The organism is Chryseobacterium manosquense, assembly GCF_014623485.1.
GTDB lineage: Bacteria > Bacteroidota > Bacteroidia > Flavobacteriales > Weeksellaceae > Kaistella > Kaistella haifensis.
Map to the genome: position 1 here is coordinate 538,774 of NZ_CP060203.1, position 22,275 is coordinate 561,048.

Sequence of the window (22,275 nt, forward strand, 5' to 3'; positions counted from 1 at the left end):
GATACCACTTTTATAAAAATAGCATCAATAAAAAACCCATCAAAAAAATCTGATGGGTTTTCCTATTGTTGTTGTCTGAATTATTTTTTGTAAGCAGCGTCTTTAATTCTCGCTTTTTTACCTCTAAGGTTTCTAAAGTAGTAGATTCTAGCTCTTCTAACTTTTCCTCTTCTGTCTAATTCAATTTTCTGAAGAGCTGGCATGTTCATTGGGAAAACTCTCTCTACACCTACATCACCACTCATTTTTCTGATGGTAAATGTCTTGGTAAGACCAGTTCCTCTCAACTGAATTACTGTACCTTTAAAGAACTGAGTTCTTGTTTTAGCACCTTCTTTAATTTCGTAATACACAGTGATGGTGTCACCGGCTTTGAATTCTGGGAATTCTTTTTTTGTGATGTACTTGTCTTGTACGTACTTTACTAAATCCATTTTTTTGTAAAAAAATTGTTTTGTCGAGCTAACCAACTTTCACGTCCTTCGTCAGAGGTTGATTAACAGGGTGCAAAAATAACATAATTTTTTCTGTCTGCCAATACTTTAAAAGATTTTTTTTTAAAATTGCCATTCAATGATGATTTAAAAATATTTAAAAAAAGCTTTTGCAAATTTACAAAAACCGGAAATAGAATTTTATTAAAAAAAATTGTAATTTCAAGCCACAAAATTTCAATATTATAATGATCGATAAAAGAGTAAAAAATGCCCAGGAAGCCATCCAGGGAATTACCGATGGAATGACTTTGATTGTAGGTGGTTTCGGATTATCCGGAATTCCAGAAAATTCAATCGCCGAGCTGGTTGCAAGCAATATTTCCGGACTTACCTGTATTTCCAATAATGCGGGAGTGGATGATTTTGGACTTGGTTTGCTTCTTCAAAAGAAACAAATTAAAAAAATGATCGCATCCTATGTAGGCGAAAATGCCGAATTCGAAAGACAAATGCTTTCCGGTGAATTGGAAGTGGAACTCACGCCCCAAGGAACTTTAGCGGAAAAATGTCGCGCTGCGCAACACGGAATTCCTGCGTTCTATACTCCCGCAGGTTACGGAACTGAGGTTGCGGAAGGTAAGGAAACCAAAGAATTCAACGGTAAGATGTATATTCTGGAGTATGCCTACGAAGCAGATTTTTCTATCGTGAAAGCATGGAAAGGAGATCACGCAGGGAATTTAATCTTCAGGGGAACTGCACGGAATTTCAATGCGCCAATGGCTGGAGCAGGAAAAATAACCATTGCCGAGGTGGAAGAATTGGTAGAGCCGGGCGAACTTGATCCTAACCAGATTCATATTCCGGGAATTATGGTACAGCGGATTTTTCAGGGAGAAAAATTCGAGAAAAGAATAGAGCAACGTACAACCCGAAAAAGAGAATCATAATGCTAACAAAAGAACAAATCGCACAGCGAATTTCAAAGGAAGTTAAAGACCGTTATTATGTAAATCTCGGGATCGGAATCCCCACCTTGGTCGCAAACTACGTTCCGCAGGATATTTCTGTGGAATTCCAAAGTGAAAATGGCGTTTTAGGAATGGGACCTTTTCCTTTTGAAGGCGAAGAGGATCCGGACTTGATTAATGCTGGAAAGCAAACCATTACAACACTTCCAGGTGCTTCTTTTTTCGATTCTGCATTCAGTTTTGGGATGATCCGAAGCCAAAAAGTGGATCTCACCATTCTTGGTGCAATGGAAGTTTCGGAAAATGGCGATATTGCCAATTGGAAAATCCCTGGAAAAATGGTGAAGGGAATGGGCGGCGCAATGGATTTGGTAGCTTCTGCGGAAAATATCATCGTTGCGATGATGCATGTAAATAAAGCCGGAGAAAGCAAAATCCTGAAAAAATGTACGCTTCCTTTAACTGGCGTCGGCTGTGTGAAAAAAGTCGTGACAGAACTTGCAGTGATGGATGTAACGCCGAATGGTTTCAAACTTCTCGAGCGTGCACCCGGAGTTTCCGTGGAAGATATCGTGAAAGCTACAGAAGCTGATTTAATTATTGAAGGAGAAATTCCAGAGATGGTTTTCTAAGAGTATACATATTTTAAGTTTCAATTTTTAAGAAAAGCGCAGATTTTATCTGGGCTTTTCTTTTTTTATAGATATTATAATTAAAATTGCGCTAATTTTTAAAAATTAAATCTATAAAGAATTGTTTTTAAACAAAATTTATCTATTTTTGCGCTCTAATTTAGATAAAAGTGGATTTAAATAATAAATTTATAGTTACAGTCGCTGAAAATAAGCATCTTGAATTTGTTCCAGTTATTTTAAAAGAGATAGAAGAATCAGCCAAAGAGCGCGGAACGGGAATTGCAAAGCGGTCTGCAGCTTATCTCGAAGAAAAAATCAACGAAGGAAAAGCAGTAATGGCTTTTTCGGCTGAAGGGGAATGGGCGGGTTTCTGTTATATTGAAACTTGGAGCAACAAGGAATATGTCGCTAATTCGGGGTTAATAGTCGCGAAAAAATTCAGGAAAGATGGTTTGGCAAAGGCGATTAAACAAAAGATATTTTCCTACTCGCGCGAAAAATATCCCAACGCGAAATTATTCGGCCTTACAACGGGTTTAGCGGTAATGAAAATCAATAGCAGCTTGGGTTACAAGCCGGTTACTTATTCCGAATTGACTCAGGATGAGGTTTTTTGGAGCGGCTGCAAAAGTTGTGTGAATTTCGAAATTTTAAATAGTAAAGATCGCAAGAACTGCCTTTGCACCGCGATGTTGTATAATCCGGAAGAAAATAAATCTCAAGAAAATTCTAATAATATCAAATCTGAAAATGACCAGAAGTTGTTTTCAAAATTCAAAAAAATAAAAACAATGTTATGGAAAAAGTAGTTTTGGCTTACAGTGGCGGCCTCGACACATCTTTTTGTGCGGTTTATCTTTCAAAAATTAAGCAGTTGGAAGTTCATGCGGTGATGGTCAATCTTGGTGGATTTTCTGCTGAGGAAATTCAAAAAACCGAGGAACGCGCATATCAATTGGGCGTAAAATCTTTTCATGTAATTGATGATGCGGAGAATTATTACCAAAAATGCATCAAATATTTAATTTTCGGAAACGTCTTGAAAAACAATACCTATCCGCTTTCCGTAAGTTCTGAGAGGGTTTTTCAGGCAACTGCGATTGCTGATTATGCAAAGAAAATCGGCGCAAAATCCATTGCTCACGGAAGTACCGGTGCAGGAAACGATCAAGTGAGATTTGATAGTATTTTTCAGATTCTTTTGCCGGAAGTTGAAATCATTACGCCGATTCGTGATTTGAAACTTTCTAGAAATGAAGAGATTGATTTTCTAAAAGAAAATGGTTTCGAAATTAATTTTGAAAAGTCGCAATATTCGATCAATAAAGGTCTTTGGGGAACTTCTGTAGGTGGAAAGGAAACTTTGACATCTAATATTTCACTTCCTGAAACAGCTTTTCCAACGCAAATTTCAAAATCGGAGCCTGAAGAATTGAGCATTACTTTCGAAAAAGGAGAAATCAAGGCAGTGAATGGTCAGGAATTTTCTAAACCGATTGAGGCAATTCAGTTTATTCAGGAAATAGCACAACCTTTTGCAATTGGCCGCGATACGCACGTTGGCGATACAATTATCGGAATCAAAGGTCGGGTAAGTTTTGAAGCTGCAGCGCCTTTGATCATTCTGAAAGCGCATCATTTGCTGGAAAAACATACCTTAACCAAAAGTCAACTTTTCATAAAAGATCAGCTGAGTCTTTCTTACGGAAATTATCTGCACGACGGTTTGGTGCTCGATCCGGTGATGCAGGATATGGAAGCACTTTTCGAATCTTCACAGAAAACAGTGAACGGAATTGTGAAAATTTTATTGAAACCTTATCATTTTTCACTGATCGGAGTAGAGTCGGAAAACGATTTAATGTCTTCAAAATTCGGCTCTTATGGAGAAATGAACAAAACTTGGACGGAAGCTGATGTGAAAGGGTTCTCCAAAATTTATTCGAATGCGCTCAGCATTTATCATCAGGTAAACAACAAGAATTAAAATGGAAAAAATAAAAGTAGGAATTGTAGGCGGAACAGGTTTTACAGCGGGCGAATTGATTCGAATCTTGCTCTATCACCCGAATGTGGAAATTTCTTTCGTGACGAGCCAAAGTCTTCAGGGCGAATTTGTTTCTGATGTTCATAAAGATTTGTTTGGGGAAACAACTTTAAAATTTGAAAATTTAGCACAACCTGCAGATATGATTTTCCTTTGTCTTCCGCATGGCGAAAGCAAAAATTGGCTTATCGAAAACGAAAAACGCATTGCTCCCGAAACTAAAATTATCGATTTGGGTAACGATTTCCGGGTAGATGAAGAATGGAACGACAAAAAATTCATCTACGGACTGTCGGAATTTAATAAAGAAAAAATTGCAAAAGCTTCATATATCGCCAATCCGGGATGTTTTGCAACGGCGATTCAACTGGGGATTTTACCAATTTTAAAACAAGAAAAAATTGAAAAAATCCAATGTGTAGGAATTACAGGTTCTACAGGCGCCGGAAAAGCGTTGCATCAATCATTGAATTTCAACTGGCGAAATGATAATATTTCTCCATACAAAACCTTTACTCATCAACATATCGCGGAAATTGAGAAAAGTATTTCTTTGATTTCTGAAACTAAAACGGAAATTAATTTTATCCCGTGGAGAGGCGATTTCACGCGCGGAATTTTCGTTTCAGTAATGATGGAAAGCGATCTTTCTCAGACTGAAATCGAGGAAATGTATCGTTACTCTTATAAATACTCAAAATTTGTCTTCGTTTCCGCAAGTCCGATTGATTTAAAACAAGTCGTAAATACCAATAAAGCAGTTGTTTATATCGAAAAAGTCGGAAAAAATCTTGCAGTTCATGTCGCGATCGATAATCTGTTGAAAGGCGCTTCCGGACAAGCGATCCAAAATATGAATTTGATGTTCGGTTTCAATGAAAAATCCGGACTTAATCTTAAACCTTCTGTCTTTTAATCATGAAATTATTTGATGTATATCCTTTGATGCCCATAAATATTGTAAAGGCAGAAAATTGTAAACTTTGGGACGAAAACGGAACCGAATATCTCGATTTCTATGGTGGTCATGCGGTGATTTCTGTTGGTCACACGCATCCTCATTATGTGGAAAAAATTAAAAATCAACTCGATCAAATCGGTTTTTATTCCAATTCGGTGATTAATAAACTCCAGGAAGAATTGGCAGAAAAGCTCGGAAAAATTTCCGGATATGAAGATTATGCGCTTTTTCTTTGCAATTCTGGTGCGGAAGCGAATGAAAATGCCCTGAAAATCGCATCTTTCACTTCTGGGAAAAAGAAATTCATTACGTTCAGAAATTCTTTTCACGGCAGAACTTCCGCGGTAGTTGCAGCAACGGATGATTCTTCGATTGTCGCTCCTGTAAACGAAACTTCAAATTTTATTTTCTGTGAATGGAATAATGCAGAAGCATTTGAAAAATTATTCAAAGAAAATCTCCACGATTTGGCCGGAGTTATTATCGAAGGAATTCAGGGAATTGGCGGAATTCAGATCCCTTCTCAGGAATTAATGTCGAAAATCTCGGAATTGTGCACCGAAAATTCGGTTTTCTTTATTTCCGATGAAATTCAGTCCGGTTATGCGAGAAGCGGGAAATTCTTTGCTCATCAGCATTTCAAAGTAAAACCCGACATCATTACCACAGCAAAAGGGATGGCAAATGGTTTCCCGATCGGTGGCGTTTTGGTTTCCCCGAAAATTCCGGCAAAACATAAAATGCTCGGAACTACTTTTGGCGGAAATCATTTGGCTTGTGCCGCTGCAATTGCGGTTTTGGAGATTATTGCTGATGAAAATCTTATGGAAGAATCCTTTCAAAAAGGAGCCTATTTAATCCAAAAATTACAGGAAATTCCGCAAATCAAAGAAATCCGCGGAAAAGGTCTTTTAATAGGAATCGATTTTGAAATTCCTGCCGCTCACGTTTCTAAAAAATTAAGGGAAGAACATAAAATTTTTGTAGGAAGCGCTAAAAATCCTTTAACGATGAGGCTTTTACCACCGCTCACGATTTCTTATTCGGAGATCGATTATTTTATTGCTTCTCTTCAATCAGTTTTAAATTTAATTTAAAAAAAATGAAAAATTTCACTTCAGTACACGATATATCAAATCCTGAAATACTTGTTCAGGAAGCTTTGGAACTTAAAAAAAATCTTTACGGTTTCAGTGATTTAGGAAAAAATAAAACGCTCGGCTTGGTATTTCTAAATCCTAGTTTAAGAACCAGAATGAGCAGTCAAAAAGCCGGAATGAACCTCGGAATGCAGGTTCAGGTGATCAACGCCGGACAAGATGCATGGAATTGGGAATTTGCAGAAAACGCTGTGATGAACGGTACTACCGTGGAGCATATCAAAGATGCGGCTAAAGTCTTGAGCGAATATTGCGATGTCATCGGTTTGCGATGTTTTCCGGGATTAAAAGACCGCGACGAGGATTATAACGAGTTTGTTTTGAATTCTTTCATCAAATATGCAACAGTTCCGGTGATTTCTCTGGAATCGGCTACACGACATCCTTTGCAGAGTTTTGCGGATTTAATTACGATTCGTGAAAACTGGAATAAACCTCAGAAACCCAATGTGGTTCTTTCATGGGCGCCACACATCAAAGCGCTTCCCCAAGCGGTTGGAAATTCTTTTGCGGAATGGATGAACGCTGCCGACGTCGATTTTTGTATCGCAAATCCGGAAGGTTATGATTTAAGCAAAGAATTTACAGGAGCTGCGAAAGTGTATCATAATCAGGAAGAGGCATTGCAAAATGCAGATTTTGTATATTTTAAAAACTGGTCTTCGTTTGAAAATTATGGCGCATTACCCGAAGTGAAAGGAGATTGGCTTTTGGGTGAAGATTTTTTAAAAACCAACCCCGAAACAAAATTTATGCATTGTCTTCCGGTTCGCCGAAATCTGGAAATGAGTGATGCAGTTTTGGATTCTTCGAATTCTTTAATTTATCAACAAGCCAATAACAGAACGCTTTCCGCGCAGTTAATCATTAAGAAAATCCTCGAAAATTCATTGTGAAATGGAAGATTTATTCATCATAAAAATTGGCGGCGAAACCATCAATAATTCCGAAACGCTGAAAACCTGTCTAAAAGCAATTGCAGCATCCGGACAGAAAACGATTTTGGTTCACGGTGGCGGAAAAAAAGTGACAGAACTTGCCCAAAAACTTCAGGTTCCACAGCAAATGGTGGAGGGAAGACGCATCACATCTGCAGAAACTTTGGAGCTTTGTACAATGGTGTATGCGGGTTTGATCAATAAAAATATTGTGACGGGTTTGTCTTCCGAAAAGCTTTTGGCAATAGGACTTTCGGGCGCAGATTTGAATTGTATAGTTGCAAAGAAAAGAGATGCTTCTGTCATCAATTATGGTTTTGTTGGCGATATTGTAAAGGTGAATGAGGCGATTTTCGAAAATTTCATTGCGGGAAATATCGTTCCGGTTGTGAATTCTATCAGCATTAGTGAAGAAAGCGAACTTTTAAATACCAATGCAGATGCTGTAGCGGCAGAAATTGCAAAAGCGATGTCGGCGAATTATAAAACGCACCTCATTTATTGTTTTGAAAAAAATGGGGTTTTAAAAGATATTGCGGATGAAAATTCGGTGATTGAAGAAATTTCAAAGTCCGATTTTACGCAAATGAAAGAAACCAAACAAATTGCCGATGGAATGATTCCTAAGCTACAAACGGCTTTCAGAGCATTGTATCACGGCGTAGAAGAAGCTAGAATTCTAAAAAGTGACGCATTGGAATTGTATTTCAACAACGGAAAACCGGGAACAAATATCATTTTGCATTAATGGAAAATTTAAAAAAAGACGCCAAAAAGTTTTTGATGCAACTCATCGAAACGCCTTCTTTCAGCAGAGAAGAGGAAATTACGGCTTTAATTATAGAGAAATATTTGCGCGAAAAGAAGATTCCGTTTCAGCGAAAAGGAAATAATATCTGGGCAAAGAATCTTTATTTCGATGAAAATCTTCCGACAATTCTCCTTAATTCCCATCACGACACGGTAAAACCCAATTCTGCGTACACCCTCGACCCTTTCAAAGCAATAGAAAAAGACGGGAAAATTTTTGGCTTGGGAAGCAATGATGCAGGTGCTAGTTTGGTGAGTTTATGGGCGGTTTTTTCTCATTTTTATGCTCAAAAATTGAAATATAATTTAATCTATGCAGCTACGGCTGAAGAAGAAATTTCCGGCAAAAACGGAGTGACTTCAATTCTGGAGGATTTGGGGAAAATCGATTTTGCAATTGTTGGAGAACCTACCAAAATGAATTTGGCAATCGCTGAAAAAGGGTTGGTGGTTTTAAACTGTGTGGCAAAAGGAACGGCTTCTCACGCGGCCCATCTCAATGATGATAATTCCATTTATAAAGCGGTTCGCGATATTCAGAAAATTCAGAATTTAAGTTTTGACAAGGTTTCTGAGGTTTTAGGAAAAGTAAAAGCTACGGTAACGATTGTGAATGCCGGTTCTCAACATAATGTGGTTCCGGATCAGTGTCATTTCACGGTGGATGTTCGTACGAATGAACTTTATTCAAATTCGGAAATTGTAGAGATTTTCCAAAAAGAATTGGAGTCGGAAATTCAACCTCGATCTCTGGCTTTAAATTCTTCCCGAATCGATCTGGATCATCCTTTTGTTTGGGCGGCACAACAAGAAAATTGCGAGCTTTATGGTTCTCCGACGATTTCAGATCAGGCGTTAATGCCTTTTAATTCTGTAAAAATTGGTCCCGGAGATTCTACGCGTTCCCACACTGCTGACGAATTTATCTACGAAAAAGAACTCGATGAAGGCATCGAAAAATACATTAAAATTCTCTCTCATATCCTTTAAAAAATGGAAAATAAAAAATTGTGGGCAAAAGATTCCGCGAATCTGAAATACTTGGAAATCATCGAAAAATTTACCGTCGGAAATGATAAAGATTTCGATGTTTTATTGGCTCAATACGATATTCTTGGAACAAAAGCGCATTGCAAAATGCTTAAGAAAATCGGTTTTTTGACGGAGAAAGAAAACGATTCCATTCAAAAAGAATTGGATGAAATGAATGTTTTGGCAAAACAAAACCAACTTTTGATCAACAGCGGAGTAGAGGATATTCACAGCCAAATTGAGTTTAATCTCACCGAAAAACTCGGCGATGCAGGAAAGAAAATTCACACTGGAAGATCCAGAAATGATCAGGTTTTATTGGCAATCAAATTATTTTTAACAGCAGAAATTAAATCGATTGCGAAGCTTTCAAAATCTTTATTTGAAAGATTAATGATGCTTTCAGAAACCCACAAATCTGTATTGATGCCGGGTTACACGCATTTCCAAATTGGGATGCCTTCTTCATTTGGACTATGGTTCAGTGCTTTTGCCGAATCTTTATCTGAGGATTTGGAGGTTTTGGCGGCGGCTTTATCGGTGGTTCAGAAAAATCCTTTGGGTTCTGGAGCGGGTTTTGGCTCTTCTTTTCCGCTCGACAGAGATTTTACGACGAAGGAATTGAATCTTGAAAAAATGAATGTCAATTCTGTTTACGCGCAGATGACTCGTGGAAAATCGGAAAAAATAACAGCGATGGCGATGAGCACTTTAGCGTCGACTTTAGGCAAATTGGCTTACGATATTTGCATGTTCAGCAATCAGAATTACGGATTTATCGGTTTTCCGACGGAACTTACGACCGGTAGCAGCATTATGCCTCACAAAAAAAATCCCGATGTTTTTGAATTGATCCGCGCAAAATCTGCGAGAATCCAAAGTCTTCCGAATGAATTGACGCTCCTTACCAATAATCTCCCGTCCGGTTACCACAGGGATTTTCAGCTTACTAAAGAAATTATTTTTCCCGGAATTCAGGAGCTAAAAGATTGTCTCGAAATTTTTGAATTTATGCTTCAACATATCGAAGTGAAAAATGATATTTTAAAGGACGAAAAATATGATTATCTTTTCAGCGTCGAAAAAATCAACGAATTGGTGATGAATGGAGCGAGTTTTCGCGAAGCCTATCGCGAGGTCGGAAATGCCATTGAAAATGGGACTTATCACTACCGAAACGATGATTTGAAGCATACTCATAAAGGAAGTATCGGCAATTTGTGTTTGGAAGAAATTACTTTAAATTTCGAGGAGGTCTTCAGAAAATTTAATTAAAAAAGATGAAAACATTAGACGCGAACGATCATAAAATACTCAATTTTCTGCAGGAAGATTCTACGGTATCGGTGAAAGATTTGGCCGAGAAAATAGGACTTTCTTTTACGGCAACTTACGAAAGAATCAAGTCGTTGAAAAACAGCGGAATCATCCGAAAACATGTAGTCTTGATCGATGCTGAACTTGCCGGTTTCGAAATCATGGCGTATTGTAACATCGTTTTGAAGGAACAATCCAACGAAAAATTGCAGGAATTTGAAGCCAAAATCAAAGCGGAACCACAGGTTTTGGAAGTGGTAAGTCTTTCCGGGCAATACGATTATGTGATCAAAGTTGTTGCGAAAAATATCAAAGATTATAATAATTTCATGACGACTGTTGTTGCTAATATTCCCAATATCGGTCAGTATCACAGCAATATCGTGCTTTCGGTGATTAAAAATGACACGAAATTTACTTTCTAAATTTAGACTTTTTTTAAACAAAAATCCTCTTCAGTTTTGAAAAGGATTTTTTTTTATAAATAATGGAAAAGAAATTATTTTAAAATCTCTTTCAAAAATAACAACGTGTGATTCCACGCTCGTTTCGCCATTATTGGATTATAATCGGCCGTTTCAGGATTTGTAAAAGTGTGTTTCGAATTCGCGTAAGTGATGATTTGCCAATCAGCTTTTCCCTCATTCATTTCTTTTACCAGATTGTGGTAATCTTCCGCCGTTACGCTTTCGTCATCGGCGGGATGTTCTACTAAAATTTTGGCCTTCAGATCTTCATTCTTCCTCATCGGATTTTTCGCTAATCCACCATGAATGGACACGAATCCAGCAGCAGGCAATTTCCCTCTTGCAGCTTCCAAGGCACCGGTTCCTCCGAAACAGTAGCCGATGATGGCTATTTTTTCAGGGATTGCGCCATGTTTTTTTAGTTGTTCCAATGCCAGTGCAATTCTTTTTTGATATTCAGCAAAATTTTCTTTGTAATATCCAGCTGTTTTTGCCGCTGTAGCATTATCCGAAGGGATGTTTCCTTCACCATAAATGTCGGCAATAAATGCAATATACCCTTCTTTTTCTAAATCTAAAGCAGCAGTTTTTGCTTCATTGTCAATTCCTTTCCACGCGGGTAAAATGAGAACTCCGGGAAGTTTTTTTCCGTTGTTGGAAGTTACTAAACCATTCAGTTTTTGTTTGCCATCTTGATAGGAAACAGGTTTTAGTTGCTGACTAAATAGAGTTCCCGAAAATGCAATTGCAACGGTTAATAGTAAGGATCGTATCATTATTTTGATTTTTATTAGTTCAAATTTAAACATAAGAATAAAGATACAGTGAGTGTTTGGTGTAATATTCGGCGACGTGTTTCATCGAAATGAAAGATAATCGTAATTTTGAGATACTTAAAAATAAAGAAAATGCCAAAATATAAAATTCAAAAATCACCTTTTGTGGTTCCGACGACCGACGGGAAGCTGATTGAAGAAATCTGGGGAAACTCCACCGGAAATTCCAATATTTCCATTGCGCACATGGTAGCTCCGCCGAATTGGAGCGAACCGCATCAAACACCGGAATTTGATGAATTTACCTACATAATAAAAGGGAAAAAACAGTTTGAAATCGATGGAGAAACCCTTGTTTTGGAGGCCGGACAAAGCATCATGATCGAAAAAGGTGCAAGAATCCGCTACAGCAATCCGTTCGAAAATCCTTGCGAATATTTAGCAATTTGTCTGCCTGCTTTTTCGATGGAACTGGTTAATCGCGAAGAGGAATAGCGGATTTTAATTAAAATTCTACTCCCAAATTTCGAAGTTCTTCTGCTAAATTGGTTTCTTCAGTAATATGAATCGTTACAAAACCTAAGTTTTTGGCGGTTTCAATATTCTTGGCGTTATCATCAATGAAAACCGATTCATTAGCCTTAATGTTGTACCGTTCCAATAAAACTTCCCAAATTTTCGGGTCGGGTTTAATCAATTTTTCCGTGCCTGAAACCACGATTTTCCCATCAAATATTTTGAAGAAATCGTAATTTTCCAAAGCATAAGGAAAAGTTTCTGCAGACCAATTCGTTAATCCAAAAAGATCATATTCTGAATGTTCTAGCTTTCGTAAAACTGCCACGTTTTCCGGAATATCCGATCTCAACATCGTGGTCCAATTGTCGTAATATGCGCGGATTTCCGTTTCCCATTCTGGGAATTTTGCAATCAGAATTTCGGTTCCTTCAGCCAGACTTCTTCCTCGATCTTGTTCCGCATTCCACTCATCGGTGGCAATGTTTCTGAGGAAAAATTCCATTTTTTCGTCATCATTAAAGTAATCTTTGTAGAAATACCGCGGATTCCAGTCCATTAAAACGCCACCAAAATCGAAAATGATATTTTTTATTGTTGAATTCTGCTTCGTCATACTGATTGTTTTTTGCCAAAAAAAATGCTGATTAATGTGAAAACTAAAAGGATATGAAGGTAAAATGAATATTGAACAAGGTCCGGATATTCCATTTTGAAATTACTCAATGAGATTAAAATAAGAATTTGAGCACCGTAAGGAATCAATCCTTGAACATAACAGGAAAAAATATCAAGGATAGATGCACTTTGCTGTGGTTTCAGTCCGTATTTATCATTAATTTCTTTCGCTACTTTGCCCGAAATAATAATCGAAATGGTGTTGTTGGCAACGCAAAGATTGGCAACCGTAACCAAACCGCCAATTCCCAAAAGTGCTGTTTTTTTGGAATTAATGATTTTGCTGATGTTTTTAATAACGAAAGAAATTCCGCCGGCTTTTTCTACCATTGCTGCCAAACCGCCTGTGAGAAGTGAAAGCAGAAAAATCTCGGTCATGCTGGTAAATCCTTCATAGGTTTTTTTGGCAAAGCCGATAAAATCGAAACTTCCATAACCAAATCCAAGCATTCCGGCGAAAATTAGTCCTGCGAATAATACAACGAAAACATTTAAACCAATCAATGAAAGCGCAATAACCAAAAGATAAGGCAAGATTAAAATCAAATTAAATTCTTTGTTTCCGCTAATGACTGCTGTACCTTCCTGATTGAATCCCAATACAATTAAAATTAAAATCGTTACCAACGCAGCGGGAAATGCTAACTTGGAATTGAAACGAAATTTATCTTTCATCTGGCAGCCCAAACTTTGGGTCGCAGCAATGGTAGTGTCCGAAATCAAAGACAGGTTATCGCCAAACATCGCTCCCGAAAGTAAACAAGCACCGATTAATCCTAAAGGTGAGTCGCTTTTTTCAGCCAATGCAATCACAATCGGACCCAGCGTAACGATAGATCCAACAGATGTTCCGGAGGCGAATGAAAGAAACGCCGCCATGACAAAAACCCCAACTGGAAAATAGGCCGGAGAAACATAATTTAATCCCAGATTTACGATGGAATCTACACTACCTGTCGCTTTGGTTACCGTTGCGAAAGCACCTGCCAAAAGGTAAATAATACACATCGTGAGGATTTTTCCGTCGCCGCAACCTTTCAAAAAAGTATCTACTTTTTCGTTGATTTTTCCTTTTAGAAGGATGAAAGCTGCGGTAATCCCGATCAAAGCTGCGATAGGAGAGGGAAGCGCGTAAAAATCATTATTATAAATTCCGAATCCCAAAAATACCAGAACAAAAATTAGCAAAGGAAATATGGAAAAAAGGGGGTGGTTGAGTTTTAACATTTTGCAAAATTAATATGCAAAAGGCGAAAAAACGTAATGATTTTCAGAAAATTTCGCAAAAACATGTAGCAAACCATTGGAAAGTATAATTTCTTCCGCACCGATGATGGAGTTGTATCGCGCGATTTGCTCAAAAGTTTTTTCGGTGATTTTGATGTGAGGAGCTTTGCACTCCACCAGGATTTTCGGAATGGTTTTTTCGGTAACCAAAAGATCAATTCTCTTTGTGGTACCGTTCAGTTCCAGCTTTTTTTCGAGGATTAGTGAGGAAAGATTTCTGCCTTTTTTTAAATGAAAATAATGCACCCAATGTTGCCGAACCCATTCTTCGGGCGTTAGCAAAAGCCAGCTTTTCCGAACCAAATCATAAATAAAAAACTTATCTTTGTCTCTCTTGATTTGAAAATCAAAAGTATCCTCAAAATTCAGTTCCGGAAGTTGCATTTATGAAAGAATTAGATTTAATCCTCAAAAATATTAAAAATAAAGAGTTTTTACCGATTTATTTTTTCCATGGTGAAGAACCTTTTTTTATAGATTCAGCAGTGAAATCTTTCGAAAACGATGTTTTGGAAGAGGATGAAAAAGCTTTCAATCAAACCGTGGTTTATGGCAAAGACACCACTTTTTCTGAGGTGCTTTCTCTAGCAAGACAATTCCCGATGATGGGCGATAAACAGGTGATTATCCTTAAAGAAGCTCAGGAAATTCGGTTAACCGAAAAAGAAGCAGATGCGTTGAAAATCTATGTTGAAAATCCCGTGGAATCGACTCTTTTAGTGATCGCACATAAGCACAAAAAGGTGGATACTAGAAAGAGTTTTGCCAAGATACTTTCCAAAAGCAAAATGCTTTTCGAAAGTCCGAAAATGAAGGATTATGAAGTACCGAAATGGATCGAGCAGGAGCTTCGCAATGTCGGTCTGAAAACAAAACCAGATATTCCTTTATTACTCTCCGAATACCTCGGAACCGATTTGTCAAGGATTTCCAACGAACTCAGTAAGCTCAAAATGATTCTGAAAAACGATGAACTTCTCGACGAAAAAATCATCGAAACCCACATCGGAATCAGCAAAGATTTTAATGTTTTCGAACTCATCAAAGCTCTTGGTAAAAAAGATGAAAGCAACGCGCTGCGGATCGCACATTTCATGGGGAAATCGCCAAAAAACAATTCGTTCCCAATGGTGATCGGTAATTTATATAACTTTTTTTCGAATCTGGTGATTTGCCACACCATGGCAGGACAGTCGCAGCAGGCGATGGCATCCGCAATGGGCGTAAACCCGTATTTTGTCAAAAATTATACTGAAGCTGCACGTTTTTACAACCTCAAACACTGTACGCGAATCATCTCCATTCTGCGCGAAATGGACCTGAAAAACAAAGGTTTAGGCGCCGTAAATATGGAAGAAAGCGAGTTGCTGCGAGAAATGGTATACAAAATCCTTCATGTCGACCGCTTAAAGGTGAAAGTGTGATTTTGGGCGACTTTTCCGCCCTCCGTTCCCGCTTTTTTGCTTCACTTCGTTGCGCAAAAAGAGCTCCACTCAGGTCGGGTCGCGGTTTCAGTTGTGAAACAAAGATCATTAAATAAAGAAAAAACATCAGACAAATAAAATAAAGATGATATTTCGCGCATTGAAAAAAATCATCATAACATATACTTCAACCCAAAATAAATACCGATTTTTGAACATTCAAAATTTTAAACTTAATTCATGGAACAAAATATTTTAGAATGCGTTATCGTAGGTTCCGGACCTTCCGGATTTACCGCAGCGATTTACGCAGCCAGAGCCGATCTTAAACCCGAATTGTACACAGGTCTTGAACCTGGCGGGCAGCTAACAACTACCACAGAAGTAGATAACTTTCCCGGCTATCCAGACGGCGTTACAGGTCCTCAAATGATGATGGATCTTCAGAAACAGGCCGAAAGATTCGATACAAAAGTTCATTACGAACTCATCACCAAAGTTGAATTTTCTAAAGAAGAAGGTGGTGTTCATCGTTTATGGGCCGGAAATAAAGAGATCTTTGCCAGAACGGTGATAATTTCTACCGGTGCTACTGCGAAATATTTAGGCCTTGATGATGAGAAAAAATATTCCGGAGGTGGAGTTTCTGCCTGTGCAACCTGCGACGGATTTTTCTATAAAGGAAAAGATGTGGTGGTAGTAGGAGCGGGCGATACCGCGGCTGAAGAAGCGACCTATCTGGCAAAACTTACGAACAAAGTAACCATGTTGGTAAGAAAAGATACCTTCCGGGCATCAAAAGCGATGATCCATCGGGTTCTAAATACGCCCAATATCGAAGTGAAATTCAACCATGAATTAATCGGAATTGAAGGCGAAAATGCTTTGGTCGAAAGAGCAGTGGTGATTAATAATCAAACTCAGGAAATCTCCAAGATAGACGTTCACGGAATTTTTATCGCGATTGGTCATAAACCGAATACAGATATTTTTGCAGGCCAAATCGATTTGGATGAAAGCGGATACATCAAAACCGTTCCGGGTTCCACCTTGACCAATTTGCCGGGAGTTTTCGCAGCGGGCGATGTTCAGGATCACAGATATCGTCAGGCGATTACCGCAGCAGGAAGTGGTTGTATGGCTGCAATGGATGCGGAAAAATACTTGGCAGAACTAAATTAGAATTTGGCAGAAATTTAAGTCTAGAATCTAGAATCCAGACTATTTTGTCTAAATAATGAAAAATCTTTTCTACATATTCATCGGTGGTGGTTTGGGTAGCGTTTTGCGTTTCCTGATGTCCCATTATACCCAGAAATTATGGAACATCAACGCCTTTCCGATGGGAACTTTTGTGGTGAATATCATCGGGTGTTTTCTGATCGGGATTTTCAGTGCTTATTTTGTTAAAATAGACAACTATCTGAAATTTCTTTTGATTACCGGATTTTGTGGAGGCTTTACTACTTTCTCTACATTTTCGGCAGAAAACATCTCCCTTTGGCAAAGTGGCGAATATATCATCCTCATTTTATATGTCGTTCTCAGCGTAATATTGGGTTTGGGAGCAGTTTATTTAGGACTGAATGTAGCGAGAAACTAAATTTTTCTCTTTGAATATGAGTTTTTTACTTATTTTTTGTAAAAATAATTTGCTCAGTTTATAAAAACGCTTTATATTTGCACCACTGAAAATGAGAAATCATTTGACTGGAGGAATGGCAGAGTGGTCGATTGCGGCAGTCTTGAAAACTGTTGACTGTAACAGGTCCCGGGGTTCGAATCCCTGTTCCTCCGCCATGTAAATTTCACGGTTTACATTTAAACCCTTTAAAGCGTAAGTTTTAAAGGGTTTTTTGTTTTTATTTGGTTTTACATAAAATCACACCGCTGTGTATTTGACATCCTGTTTCAAAGTTCGGGTGATTTTGCCCTAAAAATTGAGACATTTGTTTCATGCCTATGAAACAGTAGTTCCATGCTGATGGTTATGGAGTTTCACTTGCATGAAACTTTTGTCTCATGCCTATGTTTTTTTGCTGATATAGTGGGGAATTACTTTTTCGGTGCTTGGTAAATGGAGTTTTGTTTATTTGAAATTTGCACAACTCACTACACAAATCCTCCCGCCTTTCGGTGTCTTTTACTTCACATTCAACAGTGTATTGCTACCGCTTCCTAGTACGGTACTTGGCATCACGCCGTCCCATTTCAGCACGCGTTGGTATTCAACATAAGTAGGGGTGATTTCCTGCTGTTTCAAGCTGATAGCTTTTGCTTCTGCTTGCGCTCTAATTACCAACGATGCCGAATCTCCTTTGGCTAACTGAATTTTTCTTTGTGCATCGGCTTGTGCAACTCTTGCTTGTGCTTCAGCTTTAATGGCGTCTGCATCTGCAGTGGCTTTATCTTCGATGGATTGTCGAATGGCTTTCGGAGGTTGTATATTGGTTTTTAATTGTGAAACCAAAAACCACTTTCCGATTCTTTTGTTTACTTCCGACAAAATTTCAGCTTCGTAAGTTTCACGGTTATTGAAAAGATAATCAATGGAATGACGGTTGGCTACATCATTTATCGCTCCGATAATGGCATTGTTCAGCCAGCCTTCCTGTATTGCTTCCAATCCGCCTTTTTTATAGGTGGATCGCAGGTTTGTGAACATATCTGCTGCGGTAGATTCTTTTACTGAATAGTTAAATGAAGGCTTGATCGGGCAGGGGAAACCACCTTTGGCCACGATTATGGATTCAGGATATTCAATATGTCGCTGGTCGAGCGGAACTTCCTGTATTTCTTGGGTGTATTTGTTGTAGAACACGACTCCCGAAACCTCTTCGGTATTCGAAGCGCCTCTTTTATCTCCTAAAAGATTAATTAAAAGCCCTTTGTGCCCCACGCTGATCACTTCGTAATTCATAGGTTGGAAGAGTGCTGCCAGAACAGCTAACAAAATAATAGTGATGGGTTTCCATTTGAAGCCGTTGGGTTTTCGGTTTCCATTTTTATCCGGTTCAGAATAGGTGAGGAGGTCGAGTTTTTTTGTAATGATTCCTATGGTAACAAGTACCCCGATCATCAACAAAAGTAGAAATGTTAGAGACATAAATAAAATTTTGGATGTGAGTTTTTAAAGATAATCATTTTCATGAATCCTACAAAATAAGAACTCCTGATTCTACAAGTATTACCAAACCGGTAAATTGGAGTATTTCATTAAAATATTCTTTTATATTTAAATGGTAAAGAAGCATTAAAAGCGTAAAATAAAATCCGCTCCATCTGTTAAATCCATGAGAAAAATATTCCTCAAATTAATATTCCCTAATTTTGCACCATGGATCAATTGGAACAGATTGTTGAGTTTCGTACTTCGCCGGAACTCATCACGAAACTTAAGCAATACAGTACCGAAAAAATGTACCGTGAAGGGGAGGTGATTCTTGATGAAAATTCATCGATCCGCGCAATCCCTATTGTAACCAAAGGCACCCTGAAAGTAATGCGAACCGAAGAAGACGGCCGCGAAATATTGCTGTACTACATTAAAGCCGGCGAAAGCTGCATCATGTCTTTCCTTGGCGGAATGCACGATGAGAAAAGTAAGGTGAAAGCCGAAGTGGAAGAGGATGCAGAAATTCTCTTTTTGCCGATGGAGAAAGTTTCGCTGTTCATCAAGGAATATCCGGAGTGGCTGGATTATATTTTCAGGCTCTATCACAAGCGTTTTGAAGAATTACTCGAAATCATTAACGCTATTGCTTTTAAAAAAATGGATGAAAGATTGCTGAATCTCCTCCATAAAAAAGAAGAATTATCGGGTAGCAAAATCCTCAGCATCACCCATGAACAACTTGCCAATGAGCTGGGAACTGCCAGAGTAGTGGTTTCCAGGCTTCTGAAACAACTGGAAGAAAACGGCAATCTGAAACTCGGTAGAAACAAAATTACCCTTATGTAACCAAAGTAGCGGTACAAGTTTCTGGATTGGTGCATTTTTGCAGCATCAATTTCAGATTATGATGGACGTATTCGGCTATATTGCCTCGGTTTTTATCGGAATTTCTTTAGGAATCATCGGTGGTGGTGGCAGTATTCTCACCGTACCGGTTTTGGTTTATCTTTTCAGCATCGATGCTGCTTTGGCGACTGTTTATTCGCTTTTCATTGTCGGAATGACCAGTCTTGCGGGTTCGGTTTCTTATTTTAAAAAAGGACTCATTAATCTGAAAACGGCTCTCGTTTTTGGTATTCCTTCTATTGCAGCTGTATTTCTTACACGAACCTATGTAGTGACCGCAATTCCCGACGAAATTTTCTCCTTAGGAAACTTCATCGTTACCAAAAACATCTTGCTGATGCTGGTTTTCGCCGTGCTGATGTTGTTTGCATCGTTCAGTATGATCAAAAAATGTAGAGGAGAAGATTGTTTCCCTTCTGAAAATCATATCGTAAAAAACAGTGCAGTAATTTTTCAAGGCGTTTTTGTGGGCTTTGTAACCGGACTAATAGGTGCCGGAGGCGGATTTCTCATCATTCCGGCATTGGTGAATTTGCTTAAACTGGATATCAAAAAAGCCATCGGGACTTCACTGTTTATTATTGCGCTCAATTCACTTTTCGGCTTTGTGGTTTCTCTTTCCCATTCGGAAATCGACTGGATTTTTATACTCAAAATTTTAGGTCTCGCTATTTTTGGAGTGTTCATCGGAAGCCGACTTTCTTCAAAGATAGATGGTAAAAAACTCAAACCCGCTTTCGGGTGGTTTGTCCTGGTGATGGGAGTTTATATCCTGATTAAAGAAATTTTCTTTCAATAAAAATTTATAGGAATTAATTCCTTTTTAAATCATATTTTAAATAAAAAATCATGTCACAACAGCATTTTTACGAAGTAAGCGCCACTTGGAATGAAGGGCGTAAAGGAGAGTTGTCTTCCCCGATTTTAAACAAAACCATCGAATGTGCAACACCTCCCGAATTTCCAAACGGAGTGCCGGGAATCTGGTCGCCGGAGCATCTTTATGCAGCAGCAAGCAGCAGTTGCTATCTTTCTACTTTTTTGGCCATTGCTGAAAATTTTAAACTTGAATTTCTAAATTTTTCATGCAAAACCAAATGCAAACTGGAAGTAGTGGAAGGAAAATATCAAATCACAGAACCTGAAATCACCCCGGAATTGCTCCTGAAAAATCCCGAAAATGATCTAGAGAAGGCAATAAAAGTCTTAGAAAAATCCAAGGCAGCTTGTTTGGTTACCAATTCCATGAAAACCTCTGTTTCGCTGAATCTTCATCTTCTGTAACAAAAGTAGCGGTGCAGGTGGATCAACTTATCGAATTTTGCACCATTCAATCATTAAAAAGAATTAAAATGAATATCGAACAAATTTATACCGGATGTTTGGCTCAAGGGGCCTATTACATCACTTCAAATGGCGAGGCAGCCATCATCGATCCTTTGCGTGAAACCCAACCTTATATTGAACGACTCGAAAAAGAGGGCGTGAAGCTCAAATATATTTTTGAAACACATTTCCATGCAGATTTCGTGAGCGGGCATTTGGATTTAGCCAAAAAAACCGACGCTGCAATCGTATACGGGCCTACCGCACAGCCGGAATTTGAAAGCATTATTGCAGAAGATGGGCAGATTTTCGAATTGGGAAATGTAAAAATCAAAGTTTTACACACTCCCGGTCACACCATGGAGAGTTCTTGTTTCCTTTTAATGGATGAAAACGGCAAAGAAACGGCTTTGTTCAGTGGCGACACGCTTTTCCTGGGAGATGTGGGTCGTCCGGATCTTGCTCAGAAAGCAGCACATCTTACTCAGGAAGAATTGGCGGGTTTGCTTTATGAAAGTTTAACCAAAAAAATACTTCCTCTGGATGATGAAATTACGGTCTATCCTGCACATGGAGCCGGATCTGCTTGCGGAAAAAATATGATGAAGGAAACCGTGGATTCTTTGGGCAACCAGAAAAAAGTAAACTACGCCCTCAATCAACCTAATAAACAGGCGTTTATTGAAGCCGTGACAGATGGTTTGTTGCCTCCTCCGGCGTATTTCGGAATGAATGTAGCGATGAATAAAAAAGGATACGGAAGTTTTGATGAGGTATTAAATAGGGGAATGATCGCTTTGTCTGCCGACGATTTCGAAGGAATGGCAGAAAACACCGGCGCATTGATCCTGGATACCAGAAGCAATGCCGATTTTGCCAAAGGGTTCATCCCACAGTCTGTAAATATTGGACTTAACGGCGATTTTGCACCTTGGGTAGGCGCGATGATTGTTGATGTGAAACAGCCTATTTTGTTGGTAACCGATGCAGGCCAGGAAGAGGAAGCTGTTACCCGCCTCAGCCGGGTGGGATTTGATCAGGTTTTAGGACATTTAAAAGGAGGTTTCGCCACTTGGAAGAACTCCGGAAAAGAAACGGATACCGTGAAAAGAATTACCGCAGGGGAATTTGCTGACCGTTTTGAAACGGAAAAAAGCGTGGTGGTAGATGTTCGAAAAGAAAGTGAATACGCCGCAGAACATGTAGAAGATGCTTACAGCAAGCCATTGGCTTATATCAATGATTGGATCAACAATGTAGATCCTCAGCAGCATTTTTTCCTGCATTGTGCAGGCGGATACCGAAGCATGATTGCAGCGAGTATTCTTCAGGCAAGAGGTTACCGAAATTTCACGGAAGTGGAAGGCGGTTTCGCAGCAATTGGCCAAACTAAAGTTCCGAAAACGGATTTTATCTGCCAAAGCAAAGTGTTATCTACTCAAAATTCTTAATTAACGGATAAAATAGTAAAA

The 22,275-nt window shown here is 38.6% G+C and carries 25 protein-coding genes and 1 tRNA gene; 20 read left to right on the plus strand and 6 right to left on the minus strand.

Features of this window, described 5'->3' with window-relative positions; all coding sequences use genetic code 11:
- Positions 1 to 80: 80 nt before the first annotated feature.
- Positions 81 to 434: a 50S ribosomal protein L19 gene (gene rplS / locus H0S70_RS02455; protein WP_088264890.1), complete on the minus strand. Its 354-nt coding sequence runs from the start codon at positions 432 to 434 to the stop codon at positions 81 to 83.
- Positions 435 to 682: 248 nt separating this feature from the next.
- Between rplS and H0S70_RS02460 the strand changes: the two genes are divergently transcribed.
- From H0S70_RS02460 to H0S70_RS02510, 11 genes are all read left to right on the plus strand, one after another.
- The gene (locus H0S70_RS02460; RefSeq protein ID WP_188321584.1) at positions 683 to 1,387 is read left to right on the plus strand and encodes a CoA transferase subunit A; all 705 of its coding nucleotides are present in this window, start codon (positions 683 to 685) and stop codon (positions 1,385 to 1,387) included.
- The gene (locus tag H0S70_RS02465; protein WP_188321585.1) at positions 1,387 to 2,040 is read left to right on the plus strand and encodes a CoA transferase subunit B; all 654 of its coding nucleotides are present in this window, start codon (positions 1,387 to 1,389) and stop codon (positions 2,038 to 2,040) included. The genes H0S70_RS02460 and H0S70_RS02465 overlap by 1 nt, the downstream gene beginning before the upstream one ends.
- Before the next feature lie 170 nt (positions 2,041 to 2,210).
- Positions 2,211 to 2,852, plus strand: coding sequence for an N-acetyltransferase (locus H0S70_RS02470; RefSeq protein ID WP_188321586.1), 642 nt, complete (start codon positions 2,211 to 2,213; stop codon positions 2,850 to 2,852).
- On the plus strand, positions 2,840 to 4,030 hold the full coding sequence (argG, locus tag H0S70_RS02475; RefSeq protein WP_188321587.1) for an argininosuccinate synthase: 1,191 nt from the start codon (positions 2,840 to 2,842) through the stop codon (positions 4,028 to 4,030). The genes H0S70_RS02470 and argG overlap by 13 nt, the downstream gene beginning before the upstream one ends.
- Before the next feature lies 1 nt (position 4,031).
- A complete protein-coding gene (argC, locus tag H0S70_RS02480) occupies positions 4,032 to 5,006 on the plus strand; it encodes an N-acetyl-gamma-glutamyl-phosphate reductase (protein WP_188321588.1) in 975 nt (324 codons plus the stop codon).
- 2 nt (positions 5,007 to 5,008) lie between these two features.
- Positions 5,009 to 6,148 carry an aspartate aminotransferase family protein gene (locus H0S70_RS02485; RefSeq protein ID WP_188321589.1) on the plus strand — a complete coding sequence of 380 codons (1,140 nt, stop codon included), beginning with the start codon at positions 5,009 to 5,011 and terminating at the stop codon, positions 6,146 to 6,148.
- A 5-nt stretch (positions 6,149 to 6,153) separates the two neighbouring features.
- The gene (locus tag H0S70_RS02490; protein ID WP_188321590.1) at positions 6,154 to 7,107 is read left to right on the plus strand and encodes a Rossmann-fold NAD(P)-binding domain-containing protein; all 954 of its coding nucleotides are present in this window, start codon (positions 6,154 to 6,156) and stop codon (positions 7,105 to 7,107) included.
- A gap of 1 nt (position 7,108) precedes the next feature.
- Positions 7,109 to 7,897, plus strand: coding sequence for an acetylglutamate kinase (gene argB / locus H0S70_RS02495; RefSeq protein ID WP_188321591.1), 789 nt, complete (start codon positions 7,109 to 7,111; stop codon positions 7,895 to 7,897).
- Complete coding sequence (locus H0S70_RS02500; RefSeq protein WP_188321592.1) at positions 7,897 to 8,949, plus strand: M20 family metallo-hydrolase; 1,053 nt, start codon at positions 7,897 to 7,899, stop codon at positions 8,947 to 8,949. The genes argB and H0S70_RS02500 overlap by 1 nt, the downstream gene beginning before the upstream one ends.
- A 3-nt stretch (positions 8,950 to 8,952) precedes the next feature.
- A complete protein-coding gene (gene argH, locus H0S70_RS02505; protein WP_188321593.1) occupies positions 8,953 to 10,266 on the plus strand; it encodes an argininosuccinate lyase in 1,314 nt (437 codons plus the stop codon).
- A gap of 5 nt (positions 10,267 to 10,271) precedes the next feature.
- Positions 10,272 to 10,733: an Lrp/AsnC family transcriptional regulator gene (locus H0S70_RS02510; RefSeq protein ID WP_031502284.1), complete on the plus strand. Its 462-nt coding sequence runs from the start codon at positions 10,272 to 10,274 to the stop codon at positions 10,731 to 10,733.
- Between the two features lie 74 nt (positions 10,734 to 10,807).
- Here the strand turns inward: H0S70_RS02510 and H0S70_RS02515 are convergent, their stop codons facing one another.
- Complete coding sequence (locus tag H0S70_RS02515) at positions 10,808 to 11,551, minus strand: dienelactone hydrolase family protein (protein WP_188321594.1); 744 nt, start codon at positions 11,549 to 11,551, stop codon at positions 10,808 to 10,810.
- 132 nt (positions 11,552 to 11,683) lie between these two features.
- On the opposite strand from H0S70_RS02515, the gene H0S70_RS02520 reads away from it, so the two are divergent.
- Entirely contained in the window at positions 11,684 to 12,046 is a 363-nt protein-coding gene (locus H0S70_RS02520) for a cupin domain-containing protein (protein WP_188321595.1), read from the plus strand.
- A gap of 10 nt (positions 12,047 to 12,056) precedes the next feature.
- On the opposite strand, the gene H0S70_RS02525 is transcribed toward H0S70_RS02520, so the two are convergent.
- From H0S70_RS02525 to H0S70_RS02535, 3 genes are read right to left on the minus strand one after another with little or no spacing between them, the layout of a single operon-like run.
- Complete coding sequence (locus tag H0S70_RS02525; protein ID WP_031502278.1) at positions 12,057 to 12,683, minus strand: HAD family hydrolase; 627 nt, start codon at positions 12,681 to 12,683, stop codon at positions 12,057 to 12,059.
- Positions 12,680 to 13,972: a Na+/H+ antiporter NhaC family protein gene (locus H0S70_RS02530; protein WP_188321596.1), complete on the minus strand. Its 1,293-nt coding sequence runs from the start codon at positions 13,970 to 13,972 to the stop codon at positions 12,680 to 12,682. Before H0S70_RS02530 ends, H0S70_RS02525 begins: the two co-directional genes overlap by 4 nt.
- 9 nt (positions 13,973 to 13,981) lie before the next feature.
- On the minus strand, positions 13,982 to 14,416 hold the full coding sequence (locus tag H0S70_RS02535; RefSeq protein WP_188321597.1) for a type I restriction enzyme HsdR N-terminal domain-containing protein: 435 nt from the start codon (positions 14,414 to 14,416) through the stop codon (positions 13,982 to 13,984).
- Positions 14,417 to 14,418: 2 nt separating this feature from the next.
- Between H0S70_RS02535 and holA the strand changes: the two genes are divergently transcribed.
- From holA to H0S70_RS02555, 4 genes are all read left to right on the plus strand, one after another.
- Positions 14,419 to 15,456, plus strand: coding sequence for a DNA polymerase III subunit delta (gene holA / locus H0S70_RS02540; RefSeq protein WP_188321598.1), 1,038 nt, complete (start codon positions 14,419 to 14,421; stop codon positions 15,454 to 15,456).
- Between the two features lie 240 nt (positions 15,457 to 15,696).
- Complete coding sequence (trxB, locus tag H0S70_RS02545) at positions 15,697 to 16,638, plus strand: thioredoxin-disulfide reductase (protein ID WP_188321599.1); 942 nt, start codon at positions 15,697 to 15,699, stop codon at positions 16,636 to 16,638.
- 55 nt (positions 16,639 to 16,693) lie between these two features.
- Entirely contained in the window at positions 16,694 to 17,059 is a 366-nt protein-coding gene (crcB, locus tag H0S70_RS02550) for a fluoride efflux transporter CrcB (RefSeq protein ID WP_188321600.1), read from the plus strand.
- Positions 17,060 to 17,168: 109 nt separating this feature from the next.
- A tRNA-Ser gene (locus H0S70_RS02555) sits at positions 17,169 to 17,256 on the plus strand.
- Between the two features lie 343 nt (positions 17,257 to 17,599).
- On the opposite strand, the gene H0S70_RS02560 is transcribed toward H0S70_RS02555, so the two are convergent.
- Positions 17,600 to 18,562, minus strand: a complete 963-nt coding sequence (locus H0S70_RS02560) for an SPFH domain-containing protein (RefSeq protein WP_123247938.1) — start codon at positions 18,560 to 18,562, stop codon at positions 17,600 to 17,602.
- 231 nt (positions 18,563 to 18,793) lie between these two features.
- Between H0S70_RS02560 and H0S70_RS02565 the strand changes: the two genes are divergently transcribed.
- From H0S70_RS02565 to H0S70_RS02580, 4 genes are all read left to right on the plus strand, one after another.
- Complete coding sequence (locus H0S70_RS02565) at positions 18,794 to 19,417, plus strand: Crp/Fnr family transcriptional regulator (RefSeq protein ID WP_123247937.1); 624 nt, start codon at positions 18,794 to 18,796, stop codon at positions 19,415 to 19,417.
- Between the two features lie 61 nt (positions 19,418 to 19,478).
- Positions 19,479 to 20,276 carry a sulfite exporter TauE/SafE family protein gene (locus H0S70_RS02570; protein ID WP_188322180.1) on the plus strand — a complete coding sequence of 266 codons (798 nt, stop codon included), beginning with the start codon at positions 19,479 to 19,481 and terminating at the stop codon, positions 20,274 to 20,276.
- Between the two features lie 50 nt (positions 20,277 to 20,326).
- On the plus strand, positions 20,327 to 20,761 hold the full coding sequence (locus H0S70_RS02575; RefSeq protein ID WP_188321601.1) for an OsmC family protein: 435 nt from the start codon (positions 20,327 to 20,329) through the stop codon (positions 20,759 to 20,761).
- Between the two features lie 68 nt (positions 20,762 to 20,829).
- A complete protein-coding gene (locus H0S70_RS02580) occupies positions 20,830 to 22,254 on the plus strand; it encodes an MBL fold metallo-hydrolase (protein ID WP_188321602.1) in 1,425 nt (474 codons plus the stop codon).
- Positions 22,255 to 22,275: the final 21 nt, after the last annotated feature.